Source organism: Pseudomonas sp. LBUM1641, assembly GCF_059716235.1.
Genome location: NZ_CP166815.1, coordinates 1814002 through 1827545, shown reverse-complemented (window position 1 = coordinate 1827545; position 13544 = coordinate 1814002). Strand labels below are relative to the sequence as shown.

The following is a 13544-nucleotide window of genomic DNA, read 5'->3' as shown; positions in this document are numbered from 1 at the left end:
TACCCCTCAGCAGTAGGGTTTTAATTCTTATGATCAAATCTTTGCGTCCATTGTTACTGGCCGGTTTTCTTCTCCCCCTGGCCTTTTCCGTTACCGCTGCCCCGATCAACACTTCCTTGCCACCCAAGGTCCAGGAAGCCCTCCAGAAAGCCAAGCTGCAAAACAACGCTCTGTCTCTGGTGATGATTCCCCTCAATGGCCCGGGCACACCCACCGTGTTCAACGCCGACGTGTCGGTCAACCCGGCCTCGACCATGAAGCTGGTCACCACCTACGCGGCCCTGGAAATGCTCGGCCCCAACCATCAGTGGAAAACCGAGTTCTACACCGACGGCACCCTCAGCGGCGGCATCCTGAACGGTAACCTGTACCTCAAGGGCGGCGGCGACCCCAAGCTGAACATGGAAAAACTCTGGCTGCTGATGCGCGACCTGCGGGCCAATGGCGTACAGCAAGTGACCGGCGACCTGGTACTGGACCGTGGCTTCTTCATCCCGCCGCAACTGCCGGAGTTCAATGACGACGGCAACGATGAGAACAAGCCGTTCCTGGTCAAGCCCGATGCCCTGATGGTCAACCTCAAGGCGCTGCGCTTCGTCACCCGCAATGATTCGGGCAAGGTGCTGATTTCAGTCGAGCCACCGATTGCGAGCATTCGCATCGAAAATCAGGTCAAGGTTTCCAACGCCAAGCAGTGCACCGGTGACGTGCGCTACAGCCCGATGACCGCCGCCGATGGCAGCGTCACTGTGACCGTCAGCGGCCAGTTGGCGGACGGCTGCAGCTCGCAGACTTATCTGTCATTGCTGGACCACGCCACCTACACCGCCGGCGCCGTTCGGGCGATCTGGAAGGAACTGGGTGGCAGCATCCAGGGCCGCGACATCCAGGCGCCGGTACCGAAAAACGCCAAGGTGCTGGCCCGTGCGTTCTCGCCGGACCTGGCGGAAATCATCCGCGACATCAACAAATACAGTAACAACACCATGGCCCAGCAGCTTTTCCTGAGCCTGGGCGCGCAGTACCGCACCGATGCCGACGGCGATGACGCCAAGGCAGCGCAGCGCGTGGTGCGCCAGTGGCTGGCGAAAAAGGGCATCACTGCACCGCATCTGGTGATGGAAAACGGTTCCGGCTTGTCCCGTGCCGAACGGGTCAGCGCCCGCGAAATGGCGACCATGCTGCAAGCCGCGTGGCGAAGCCCGTACGCGGCGGAATTTATCAGCTCGCTGCCGATTGCCGGCACCGACGGCACCATGCGTAAACGCCTGAAGACCACGGCCATGCGCGGCGAAGCCCACGTCAAGACCGGCACCCTGAACACCGTGCGCGCAATCGCCGGGTTCAGCCGCGACAACAATGGCAATACCTGGGCGGTGGTGGCGATTCTCAACGATACAAAACCGTGGGGTGCGTCTTCGGTGCTGGACCAGGTGCTGCTGGACCTGTATCGCCAGCCGAAGCTCGCGGCGGCTGCGCCGGTGCTCTAACGGCAACAAAGATCAAATGTGGGAGCTGTCGAGCTATAGCGAGGCTGCGATAGGATCACCGCGGTGTACCTGGTGCACTGCGGCGCCTGCATCGCAGCCTCGCTAAAGCTCGACAGCTCCCACGCTCCGATATCTGTCTTCAGGCAAGCGCCCGCTCTGCCTCAACTCTGTCCCGGCCCGCCTGCTTCGCCGCATACACCCCCGAATCCGCTCGCAGCAACAAGCCGTCAACGCCCTCCTCGACCCGCCAACTGGCTACGCCGAAACTCGCCGTCACAGTACCGACACCCTCCATCGGCGCACTGCGCAACGCCTGCCACAACTCCAGGGCAACACTGAAGGCCTGGCTGCCGTCGGTATTGGGGCACAGCACCACGAACTCTTCGCCCCCCAGCCGGCAAAACACATCCGTACGCCGCAATCGTTGGCTGATGCGCCGGCACAATTCCTTGAGCACTTCATCGCCGACCGCATGGCCGTGCTGGTCGTTGATCCGCTTGAAGTGGTCGATGTCGAACATGATCACCGACAACGCTCCAGAGGCGCGTTTGACTCGAATCATTTCAGCCTTCAAGCGGTCCTGAAAGTAGCGTCGGTTATGAATGCCCGTCAGCGAATCGGTAATCGACAGCGCGCGCAGCTCTTCTTCGACCCGCTTGAGATCGGAAATATCCGACACGTACCCATGCCATACCGTACCGCCGCCGGGGAGTTCTTCCGGCGTCGCTTCACCGCGAATCCAGCGCAGCCCACGCAGAGGCAATTGCACCCGGTACTCTTCACGCCAATGGCTCAGTTGCAGGGTGGACAGACGAATGGAATCCCGCACCCGCTCGACGTCCAGCGGATGAATGCGCTGGAAGACCTTTCGTGCATCCTGCTGCAGCACCCCCGGCTCGATCTCGTAGATATCGCGAATGCCGTCGCTGGCGTAGATGAAACGCGAGTCGCCATTCGGTTCCAGGATGAACTGGAAAATACCGCCGGGCACATGGGCACTGAGTTTCTTCAACAGGCGGTCCCGCGCGGCCAGTGCCTCATAGGCTCGCTTTTGTTCGGTGACATCCAGGCAGATCGCCAAGTGCCCGACCCATAGGCCATGCTCATCCAGCAATACGGTGGCAAGCATGTTCACCGTCAGGTGGCTGCCGTCCTTACGCACCAGCGTCCATTCACGGGCTTGGTGCACCGCATCGGCGCCGTCCACCAGCATCGCCTGGCCAGGCGCAATGCGCTTGCCCAGCGCCGCACTCAACTGCGCGGCACCGGCTTCCAGCTCGGGCGCTAGGTGCAGGCTTTCGAGGGTCAGGTACCCGAGCACCTCATCCACCTCAAAACCCAGCATCTGCTCGGCGCCAGCGTTGAAAGTGGTGATCACACCACGCAAGTCAGTGGCAATGATCGCCACCTGGGTCGCCGCATTCAGCACGCTGCGCAGTTGGCCGTGGGTGCCCCGCAGCTCCTGTTCGCGCTGACGCAATTGGGCCGTGCGCTGCTCCACCAGTTTCAACGCGCGCTGGCGCTGGCTGACCAACACGTAGAGCAGCGCACTGAGCAGCAGGCTCAGCAGGCTGCCCATGACCAGGATAGTCACCTGCGAAGAATGATTGCCCTGCTGGAACACCAGGCTGGGGCGCAGGCTCAAGGCGTAGATGTGGTCGCCAAGGGTCAGCCGGCGTGCGGCCATCAGGTCGCTGTCTGCCACGGCATTGCCGGATTCGTACAGCACACGTTTTTCTGCGTCGGAAGTATCAATGATCTGCGTCACCAGATTGTCCCGCTCAGCCTTGGGCAAGCCATCGGCCACCAGCTGGCGCATGCTGATCACTGCCATTACATAGCCGTAAGGTTCACTGATGGGCGATTGTGGCGTCGGTGCCCGGCTGACAGGCGCCACCAGCAGCACGCCCATGGCGTAGGCCGGCTCCACACCTACCAGTTGCATGGGCTGGGACACCGCCATTTTCCCTGACTGTTGCGCACGCTCCACCGTCGAGCGCCGCAGTGGCTGGGCCAACAGGTCAAAACCCAGCGGCGAGCCGAGCAGGCTCTGGGTCTGGCTGTACAGCACCGGCACATACTCATCGTGCTGAGCGGCCGGGGCCAGTTCGCCCGCCGCGTTCAATTCGCGAATGGCAAAACTCGCGCCGCGCTCAGCCGTAATTTCTTGTTCAAACGCGCTGCGCTGGTCACGTAAAACCCGAGGAGCCCAGGCATAGGCACGGGTACGCAACAGCAAGGGCTGCGCAAAACCGTCGAACTCGTTGCGGGAAACCGAATTGGAATTGACGAAGAACCGCCGCAGGCTGCCCAGGCGTTGCTCCTGGTCCTCGAAACGTTCCTGGAGGCGGCTGTAACGCTCGTTGACCAGCAACTGGAAGCGCTGGCGAACTTGCTGCTGATAGAGATCGGAGGCGGCCCAGGCGACGATGCTCGTCAGCGCAATACCGGCCAGAAACACCACCACCGCGACTAGCCACGCCGATACCTGCTCACTGATAAAACCTAGGATTTTCGGGCGGACGGCATGCAGCGGCATAGACAAGACTCGGAACGCCAGCGTGCGGGTGCGTCACTTTGGCCAAGCCTTAAGTTATAGCCACAGGACCTGCGTTTGACCAGCGCAAAAAAAACCGCAAGGCCGGAATGATCCGGGCTTGCGGCTTCAGAACGCAGTGATCAGCGAGCGGTGATTTTCCACGCCCGATGGATCTTGGCGTTGCGCGCAAAATCCGGGTCGATGGTCTTGTCACTGATCTCCTCGACGGCATAACGCTCGACGAGGTTGTCTTCCAGCTGGAACTTGCGGAAGTTGTTCGAGAAGTACAACACGCCGCCCGGCGCCAGGCGCGCCATGGCCAGGTCGAGCAACTGCACGTGGTCACGTTGCACGTCGAAGATGCCTTCCATGCGCTTGGAGTTGGAGAAGGTCGGCGGGTCGATGAAGATCATGTCGAACTCATCGCGGCTGGCTTCCAGCCAGGCCATCACATCGCCCTGCTCCAGACGGTTCTTGTCGGAGAAACCGTTGAGGGAGAAGTTGCGGCGTGCCCAGTCCAGGTAGGTTTTCGACAGGTCAACGCTGGTGGTGCTGCGCGCGCCACCCTTGGCGGCGTGCACACTGGCGGTGGCGGTGTAGCAATACAGGTTGAGGAAGCGTTTGCCGGCCGCTTCTTTCTGGATGCGCATGCGCATTGGGCGATGATCGAGGAACAGACCGGTGTCCAGGTAATCGGTCAGGTTGACCAGCAACTTGACGCCGCCTTCGCTGACTTCGGTGAACTTGCCCTGGGCACTCTGGCGCTCGTACTGCTTGGTGCCGCTCTGGCGTTCGCGACGCTTGACCACCACGCGGTTCTTGTCGATACCCAGGGCCTGGGGAATGGCCGCCAGGGCATCGAACATGCGTGCCGAGGCCTTTTCCGGGTCAATCGACTTCGGCGCCACGTATTCCTGGACGTGAACCCAGTCGTGGTACAGGTCGATGGCCATGGAGTATTCCGGCATGTCGGCATCGTACACACGGTAGCAATCGACGCCTTCGCGCTTGGCCCATTTGCCCAGCAGCTTCAGGTTCTTTTGCAGGCGGTTGGCAAACATCTGCCCGCCTTCGCTCAAACGCGCCTGCTCGACCACCGGGGCCGGGGCCGGGGCAGGTTTGATCGGGTTGCCGTTCTTGTTGTACTGGCGCTCTTGCGGCTCGGTCGGCGCCTGGTCGTAGGCCGCTTGCTCACGCTCGGCCTGGCGTTGTTCCGGGGTGCGACGCTCGCCGGTGACGAACTGGTCCGGGGTGACCTTGATCAGCAGCAATTTGCACGGCAAGGCGCCGTTCCAGAACGAATACTGTTTATGGCTGCGGATGCCCATGCGCTTGCCCAGGTCCGGGGCACCGGTGAACACCGCCGCTTCCCAGCCCAGGCACGCCTGGCGCAGACGCTCGCCGAGGTTCTGGTAGAGGTACAACAGGCTGGCTTCATCACCCAGACGCTCGCCGTAAGGCGGGTTGCAGATCACCAGGCCCTTCTGGTTCTGGTCCGGACGCGGCTCGAAGGTGCCGACTTCGCCTTGGTAGATCTTGATCCAGTGGCTCAGGCCGGCGCGTTCGATGTTATTACGCGCTGGCTGGATCAGGCGTGGGTCAGCTTCGTAACCACGAACCCACAGCGGTGGCTTGGCCATGCCGATGGCGGCACGTTCGCTGGCCTCTGTATGCAGCTTCTTCCACAGCGCCGGAACGTGGCCGAGCCAGGCGGTGAAACCCCACAGCTCACGGTTCAGGTTGGGGGCCATGTCGGCGGCAATCATCGCGCCTTCCACCAGGAAGGTACCGACGCCGCACATCGGGTCCGTCAGCGCGCCGCCTTCGGCAGCAATACGCGGCCAACCGGAGCGAATCAGGATCGCTGCCGCCAGGTTCTCTTTCAACGGTGCGGCACCCTGCTGCAGGCGGTAGCCGCGCTGGTGCAGGCTGTGGCCGGACAGGTCGAGGGAAAGGATCGCTTCGCCACGGTCCAGGCGCAGGTGAATGCGCAGGTCCGGGTTGATCTTGTCGATGGACGGACGTTCGCCGGTCGGGGTGCGCAGCTTGTCGACAATCGCATCCTTGACCTTCAGCGCGCCGAAGTGGGTGTTGTCGATGCCCGAGCCATGGCCGCTGAATTCAACGGCCAGGGTGCCGTCGGCGAGCATGTGGTCTTCCCACTCGATGTCCAGCACGCCGTGGTACAGGTCTTCGGCGTCCTTCATCGGGAAGCGCTTGAGCACCAGCAATACGCGGTTGGCCAAGCGCGACCAGAGGCACAGGCGGTAAGCAGTCTCCATGTCGGCCATGCCGCGCACGGCCGAGGTGTGCTCGCGTGCTTCCTCAAGGCCAAGCCCGACGGCTTCCTCGATCAGCAGGCCTTCGAGGCCCTTGGGGCAAGTGAGGAAGAGTTCAAAACGGTCCGACATGGGGCATTCCAGGCTTTTCAGCAATAAGTGAACGGGCGACGCATCGCGCGTTCGGTTTTCAATCAAGCGCTTTTCTTGAAGAGCGCTCGTGTGGCACGAATGTGCCGTTCCACCCCGGCTACACGCCTTTTGGGCCTTTATCGACGGGGCAGTTCAAGTATTTGAAGCAACAAAAAGAAATATTCTGACCCTTCGTCGAATAATAACCGACTGCAACGGGTGGGCATTCTCACTAAAGGATTAAACCCATCCTCTTTGAAGGGCACATCATAGCTGGGTTTGCCCAAGAAAAGGGGCGAAAAGCCATCCCAGCTTATGGCTATAGCATCATTATCGTTACGTGCTTATGACAAAACGATCATTGAATCCATGTGACCTATTGGTTAGAACTCAACACAGGTTGGCGCCGTAACGACGCCGACACAGTGCTCGCCACGCCGGCAGCGAGCGCACCAACGGCAGAAAAACTCTGCCCGGCCCCAAGCGGGGCCGAAGGATATCAAGACAGTCAACAAGTGAGGGAAACACCCTATGAGAAGACTTAAGCGTGATCCGTTGGAAAGAGCATTTTTACGCGGATATCAATATGGCGTTCATGGCAAATCCCGTGAGCTTTGCCCATTTACTCTACCGTCGGTACGCCAAGCCTGGATCAACGGCTGGCGAGAAGGACGCGGCGACAACTGGGACGGTATGACTGGCACTGCGGGAATCCACAGACTCAACGAACTTCACGCCGTCGGCTAATCAAGGGCATTTAATTCCGACACCAGCACGAATACGCAACCACTTAACCACGCACGCCCCATCCGGGCGGCGGGCTTCGGCCCAGGGGCTCCTTCGAGGAGCCCTTTTTAATGGGCCTCGTTTAACCTTTCGGCAACGCCGCAATCGCATCCACCGACTGGCGAATCAATGCCGGGCCCTTGTAGATAAAGCCGGAATACAACTGCACCAGGCTGGCGCCAGCGGCGATCTTCTCGGCCGCGTGCTTGCCCTCGGTGATGCCGCCCACGGCAATGATCGGCAAACGCCCTGCCAACTCTGCTGCCAGCACCTTGACGATGCGGGTGCTCTGGTTGCGTACCGGCGCACCGGACAGGCCACCCGCCTCGTCACCAAAGGCCAGGCCTTCGACACCGACGCGGCTCAGGGTGGTGTTGGTAGCAATCACCGCATCCATTCCCGAGTCCACCAGGGCCTGGGCCACCAGTACGGTCTCTTCGTCGCTCATGTCCGGGGCAATCTTGATCGCCAATGGCACACGCTTGCCGTGACGCACAGCCAGATCTTCCTGACGCTGGCGCAAGGCTTCGAGCAATTGCTTGAGGGAGTCGCCAAATTGCAGGCTGCGCAGGCCCGGGGTGTTCGGCGAGCTGACGTTGACTGTGACGTAGCTGGCGTGGGCGTAGACCTTGTCCAGGCAAATCAGGTAGTCATCCACCGCACGCTCCACCGGCGTGTCGAAGTTCTTTCCGATGTTGATCCCCAGGATGCCCTTGTACTTCGACGCCTGAACCCGCGACAGCAGGTTATCCACACCCAGGTTGTTGAAGCCCATGCGATTGATGATCGCCTCGGCTTCCGGCAGGCGAAAGATCCGCGGCTTCGGGTTGCCCGGCTGCGGTCGTGGGGTCACAGTGCCGATTTCGACAAAGCCAAAACCCAACTGCGCAAAACCGTCGATGGCCGCGCCGTTCTTGTCCAGGCCGGCAGCCAGGCCCACCGGGTTGGGGAAATCGAGCCCCATCACCGACACCGGCATTTTCGCCGGGGCCTTGCACACCAGACCATTGAGCCCCAGGCGGCCACCGGCACCGATCAAATCCAGGGACAGATCGTGGGAGGTTTCCGGAGAGAGTTTGAACAACAGCTGGCGGGCCAGGGTATACATGGGCGGGATTGACTCGGATGGCGGCGAAAGGTGGCGGCGATTATAGCCGGGGTGAAGGGCTGCATGCGAGGCGTGCCGTCCAATCGTCAGTTGCGGTACGCCATCAGTTCCTCGTAGCGAACCCAGATTTTTTGCGCATAGCGAAGACGCAGGGCCTCGCGCTGAGGCCCGGGACCTCCGCCCACATTGTAGGAACCGATCGCCGTCCAGTTGTAGCCGAACTGTTTGATAAAGTCGGCAAGGATCGACGCGCCGACTTCCACCGACAGACAAGGCTCATCCAGCAGGCGTTGTTCGGTAATGCCCAACTTGAGCAGGCGCGGCAGGTGAATGCTGTTGATCTGCATCAGTCCGATATCACGGGTGCCGTTATTGTTGGCGTAATTCATGGCCTCGGCGCGATAGCCCGACTCCACTGCGGCGATGGCCTGCAACAACTCCGGTTCGATGCCGTGCACGCTGGCGGCCTCTGCCCAGCAATAGGCCCTGGCTTCATTGCTCAAGCAGAGCGCGAGCAGCAGCGCGCAATTGCGCCAGGCGCTTCTCATGCCTGACCTCGACCGCAGGTGGAACAGACATGGCTCGTCACCGTGACCGCACAGGTCACTCGGTACCCTTTGCCGTACACCGTCTTGATCAGGCCCCTGCCGTCCTTCAAGATTTTACGCAGCGAACAGATGCACCGGGTCAGAGACTCTTCGGTGACCTCGTTATGAGGCCATGCCTGTTCCAGCAAGTGATCCTTGGTCACCAACACACCGGCCGACGCCAGCAGCACACGCAGCACCTGCCCTTCCTTGGGCGGTAGTTGAATATCCGAGTCTTCATCGGTCAGCCTGCCGTCGCCATGCAATGTCCAGCGATCAAAGACCATCGGGGCAGCCAGCACCCCATCATTCAACACGGCCATTCAGTCCTCTGCACCCAACTCACCCTCATTTCCAACAATGGTTTTCCAGGAAAGTCGCGACTATAAAAAGCTCACCGGCGCTATAGGAGAGGACAAAGCCCGCAGGCACTGTTTTTTCCAGACAGGCTGCGTAGGATTTTTCGACACTACCCCGCACAGGACAACGACGGTTTATCCCTCGATCACGCGGGTAAATGCACGTTTCACCCGCTCGTGCTGGGAGGGTGTCAGCGGCGGCGCCTGCCCAGGCTCCGTCCGGGCATGCACGGCGTCCCTGACCGATGTCGCCTGAATGACAAACAGACGCACACTGTTAGCCATAGGCCCGTAATAACGTCCGGACAAGGCCGCCCCGGTATCGCGCTGAAAATCCCCCACCAGCAGCCGTCTGCCCGGCGCCACACGCACCACGCTGCTGATCCCCACACGCTCCACCGCCGCCGGGCGCTTGTCGCGATTGCCAGCCTTGCCCATCTGGCGGCCATCCTCAACGGCGAGCAGCATCTCGATTTCACCCGCCTCGGCGAAGCGCGGTAAAACACTGACCTGGGTGCCATAGACCACCGGTTGCCACTCATCGCTGTCCTCACCTGGCCGGGGCAGATAGAACGTCTGGTTATCGTTGAACACCGCCGGCACATTCTCCTGGGTAAGAATCACCGGTAACGCCGTGACCTTTGCGCGCCGACGCGGCTCCAGTGCCGAGATCCGCTTCATGAAGGCGTCGTCATCGACGGGCGCCATGACCCGGGTTGCGGAAAGCTCGCCGGCCCCCTCGTGCATGGCCGCCCCCAGCTTCTTGAGCTCATCACGATCCACATCCACCAGCCACAACGAAATTTCCACCGCACGCTTCGGCACATCCAGTTCCGCCACCAGGCTTTCGATAAAGCTCACCTGCTCAGGCTTGCCCTTGATCAACAAGCTGTTGGTGTCCGGGTACGCCAACACCGAAATATCCTTGTCGTCCAGTAATCCGGGGTGCCCCGGGGAGTCAGGCTTCTGCCCGACGGCCAGCAGTTTTTCGATCATCGAGGCCATGCCCGGTACCGTGACGGTTTTGTCGCCCATGTCGTACTCACGGTCCGCAACGTGGGTGTTGAGTACCTGCACCACCCCGATCCGCTGCGACCCCATGCGCAGCTCCGCACGCTGGCGGTCCATCAGTTGCGCCAGGCGCAACACATGGTCGACATAGTTCGGCGGCCCGGACACGTAGAACATCCGCGCCCCACTCGCCCGCAGCGGGTAGCGCGCCTCGTCGAGCCCTGAGCGGCGCATAAACCCGCGCAGGATATCGACCGAAATGTGCCGCAAGGTCACCACTGAGCTTTTCGCCTCGTCGGCGTCATAGAGGTAAAGCACCTGGCCGTCGCTGTACCAGATCAAGCCTTGCTGCCGGGCGACCGACTCCAGCAGCGGTTGCGCCGAATCGAAATCGAACGCTCCGCTGATACGCTTGCGCGCCGCCGCTTGACTGACAACGATCGGCTGCCCCAGCGGCAACGACAGCGCGGTAAAAAAGGTATGCAGGCTTTCATCGCGGGCCTGGTACGACGCCCCGAACGCGCAGGGACTGCCCAACAGCATCAGGCAGAAAAGCAGCGTCGAAAAACGGTGAGGGTTGATGAACATGCCTGCATGGCCCGGGCTGAAAGAGCGGCCATACTGCGAGGCACGTCAATTTCAATCCTGATGGAAAGCTGACGCCCCGCCCATCCTGCACGCGTCGTGGCATGTGCCTTGCTTTGCCTTGTCTATCGCAGCCCGCGCCAACGGCGGAACGGGCTCAAGGACACAGACGTCGTTACCCCGGGCTTCTCCTGTGAGTGGCCCGACGGAACGGCGTTTTTTTATGAAAGGTACGTATTGATGAGTGATCCCCTGGCTTGGGTCAACGGCAGCGATGCCCCGGAAAAGAGCAGCCTCAACCTGGGATTCATGGCCCTGAGCGATTGCGCCTCGGTGGTGGTCGCCGCCACCCAGGGCTTCGCGCAGCCCTATGGCCTGACGCTGAACCTCAAGCGTCAATCGTCATGGGCCAGCCTGCGAGACAACCTGGTCAGCGGCGAACTGGACGCCGCCCACAGCCTGTACGGCCTGATTTACGCCGTGCACCTGGGCATCGGCGGCGTGGCGCCCACCGACATGGCCGTGCTGATGGGACTGAACCAGAACGGCCAGAGCATCAACCTGTCCCGTGGCCTGCAGCAGCAGGGGGTGACCAGTCCTGAGGCACTGGATCGTCGCGTGCACCAAAGCCGAACAAAACTCACCTTCGCCCAGACCTTTCCCACAGGCACTCACGCCATGTGGCTGTATTACTGGCTGGCGAGCCAGGGCATCCATCCGCTGCAGGATGTGGACAGTGTGGTGGTGCCGCCGCCACAAATGGTTGCGCACCTGCAAGCCGGGCGCATCGATGGTTTTTGCGTTGGCGAACCCTGGTGCGCCAGTGCGGTGAAGCAAAATCAAGGCTTCACCCTGGCGACCACCCAGGCGATCTGGCCGGATCATCCGGAAAAAGTCCTCGGCTGCACCCAGGCGTTTGTCGAGCAATACCCCAACAACGCCCGGGTACTGGTGATGGCGATTCTGCAAGCCAGCCGATTTATCGAGGAGAGCGTTGAGAACCGGCGCTCTACCGCGCAACTGCTGAGCGCCCCGCAATACCTCGACGCGCCGCTGGACTGCATCGAACCGCGGCTGCTGGGCAACTATGACGACGGCCTCGGCAACCACTGGCAGGATCCCCATGCGCTGCGCTTTTTTGGCCATGGCGAAGTCAACCTGCCGTACCTGTCCGATGGCATGTGGTTCATGACCCAGTTCCGCCGCTGGGGCCTGCTTCGGGAAGACCCGGACTACCTCGGGACTGCCCGCCGCGTGCAGCAGCTGGATATCTATCGCCAGGCGGCCAGCGCCGTGGGTGTGCCCGCCGGAGGCGAGGCCATGCGCAGCAGTCAACTGATCGACGGCAAGGTCTGGGACGGTTCGGACCCGGCCGGGTATGCCCGCAGCTTTCGCCTGCATGCCATGGCCGACGTTTCCAGCCGCCAGGCCTTGCGCTGACAGGAGGATCTTTATGTTGCGAATCCTGTTGATCAACGACACGCCGCGCAAGGTCGGGCGGCTCAAGGCTGCTTTGACCGAGGCCGGGTTTGAAGTGATCGATGAGTCGGGGCTGACGATTGACCTGCCGGCGCGGGTTGAGGCGGTGCGCCCGGATGTGATTTTGATCGATACCGAGTCGCCGGGGCGGGATGTGATGGAGCAGGTGGTGCTGGTCAGTCGCGACCAGCCGCGGCCGATAGTGATGTTTACCGATGAGCATGATCCGGGGGTGATGCGTCAGGCGATCAAGTCCGGGGTGAGTGCCTACATTGTCGAGGGGATTCAGGCGCAGCGGTTGCAGCCGATTCTGGATGTGGCGATGGCGCGGTTCGAGAGTGACCAGGCGCTGCGTGCGCAGTTGCAGGCACGGGATCAGCAGTTGGCCGAACGCAAGCGGATCGAAACGGCCAAGGGGCTGTTGATGAAAATGAAGGGGTGTAATGAGGAAGAGGCCTACACGCTGATGCGGCGTCAGGCGATGAGTCGGCAGCAGAAGCTGATTCAGGTGGCGGAGCAGATTATTGCGATGAGTGAGTTGTTGGGGTGAGGGCTTCTTGTTGTGTGTATATCCGTTTTTTGGGTGATGGCTTGTATGGGTTCCGCTCTTACAGCGGCTCACTTTTGAACAGCGCAAAAGTAAGCAAAACGCTCTTGCCCCACCACTCGGCACCTCGCTTGGGCTCGGTGTGCCCGCACTCCGGCAGCACGAAGCGGGCCGCCGCGACGGGGCGTCCCTGCCCCGTCGCGGCTAAACCGGCTTCCCTGCCGGTTTACCCGCTCCGTACTGCCTGCGTTCGGCCAGCGTGGTTTAACGGGGCGCCTAAGATCAAGATCAAAAGCAGATCAAGGGCACAGCGGCCTACCGGCCGGCTTGAGTGTGGTGAAGCAACAGCAACAGCAAAATCAGAAGCGGGCACGGTTCAAATGTGGGAGCGGGCTTGCTCGCGAAGGTCGTTAACGATGACGCTGGCATCCTGGATGAACGCGGCGCCCTCTGGTTTTTCGCGAGCAAGCTCGCTCCTACAGGAAAGCAGCCCTGCTTTCGCTCTGGATCTTGCCCCTGCTTCTCACACTCAAGCCGGCCTGTAGGCCGCTGTGCTCTGGCTTTTGATCTGCTTGTGATTTTGATCTGCGGGCCCCGTCAACCACGATGGCCGCAAGTAGGCACGGTGGAGCGGGTAAATCG

At 61.3% G+C, this 13544-nt stretch carries 10 protein-coding genes; 4 read left to right on the top strand and 6 right to left on the bottom strand.

Translation table 11 applies throughout. The features are described 5' to 3' along the window. Window positions 1-29: 29 nt before the first annotated feature. Complete coding sequence (dacB, locus tag ACA046_RS08350; RefSeq protein WP_497676259.1) at window positions 30-1490, top strand: D-alanyl-D-alanine carboxypeptidase/D-alanyl-D-alanine endopeptidase; 1461 nt, start codon at window positions 30-32, stop codon at window positions 1488-1490. 139 nt (window positions 1491-1629) lie between these two features. Here dacB and ACA046_RS08345 read toward each other — a convergent pair whose 3' ends face one another. Together ACA046_RS08345 and rlmKL are read right to left on the bottom strand one after the other, a co-directional pair. Further along, entirely contained in the window at window positions 1630-4029 is a 2400-nt protein-coding gene (locus tag ACA046_RS08345; protein WP_497676258.1) for a sensor domain-containing diguanylate cyclase, read from the bottom strand. Between the two features lie 140 nt (window positions 4030-4169). Next, a complete protein-coding gene (rlmKL, locus tag ACA046_RS08340; RefSeq protein WP_497676257.1) occupies window positions 4170-6440 on the bottom strand; it encodes a bifunctional 23S rRNA (guanine(2069)-N(7))-methyltransferase RlmK/23S rRNA (guanine(2445)-N(2))-methyltransferase RlmL in 2271 nt (756 codons plus the stop codon). 531 nt (window positions 6441-6971) lie between these two features. On the opposite strand from rlmKL, the gene rmf reads away from it, so the two are divergent. Beyond that, window positions 6972-7187 (top strand): ribosome modulation factor, encoded by a 216-nt coding sequence (rmf, locus tag ACA046_RS08335; protein WP_002553055.1) that lies wholly within the window; start codon window positions 6972-6974, stop codon window positions 7185-7187. Window positions 7188-7308: 121 nt separating this feature from the next. Here the strand turns inward: rmf and ACA046_RS08330 are convergent, their stop codons facing one another. From ACA046_RS08330 to sctC, 4 genes are all read right to left on the bottom strand, one after another. Continuing rightward, window positions 7309-8334, bottom strand: a complete 1026-nt coding sequence (locus tag ACA046_RS08330; protein ID WP_459026966.1) for a quinone-dependent dihydroorotate dehydrogenase — start codon at window positions 8332-8334, stop codon at window positions 7309-7311. Window positions 8335-8420: 86 nt separating this feature from the next. Then, the gene (locus ACA046_RS08325) at window positions 8421-8882 is read right to left on the bottom strand and encodes a transglycosylase SLT domain-containing protein (protein WP_459026964.1); all 462 of its coding nucleotides are present in this window, start codon (window positions 8880-8882) and stop codon (window positions 8421-8423) included. Continuing rightward, window positions 8879-9244, bottom strand: coding sequence for a winged helix-turn-helix domain-containing protein (locus ACA046_RS08320; protein WP_459026962.1), 366 nt, complete (start codon window positions 9242-9244; stop codon window positions 8879-8881). Before ACA046_RS08320 ends, ACA046_RS08325 begins: the two co-directional genes overlap by 4 nt. A gap of 171 nt (window positions 9245-9415) precedes the next feature. After that, a complete protein-coding gene (sctC, locus tag ACA046_RS08315; RefSeq protein WP_497676256.1) occupies window positions 9416-10879 on the bottom strand; it encodes a type III secretion system outer membrane ring subunit SctC in 1464 nt (487 codons plus the stop codon). Window positions 10880-11116: 237 nt separating this feature from the next. On the opposite strand from sctC, the gene ACA046_RS08310 reads away from it, so the two are divergent. Then, complete coding sequence (locus ACA046_RS08310; protein ID WP_497676255.1) at window positions 11117-12316, top strand: CmpA/NrtA family ABC transporter substrate-binding protein; 1200 nt, start codon at window positions 11117-11119, stop codon at window positions 12314-12316. A gap of 13 nt (window positions 12317-12329) precedes the next feature. Further along, window positions 12330-12905, top strand: coding sequence for an ANTAR domain-containing response regulator (locus ACA046_RS08305; RefSeq protein WP_003219125.1), 576 nt, complete (start codon window positions 12330-12332; stop codon window positions 12903-12905). The last annotated feature ends 639 nt before the right edge of the window (window positions 12906-13544 follow it).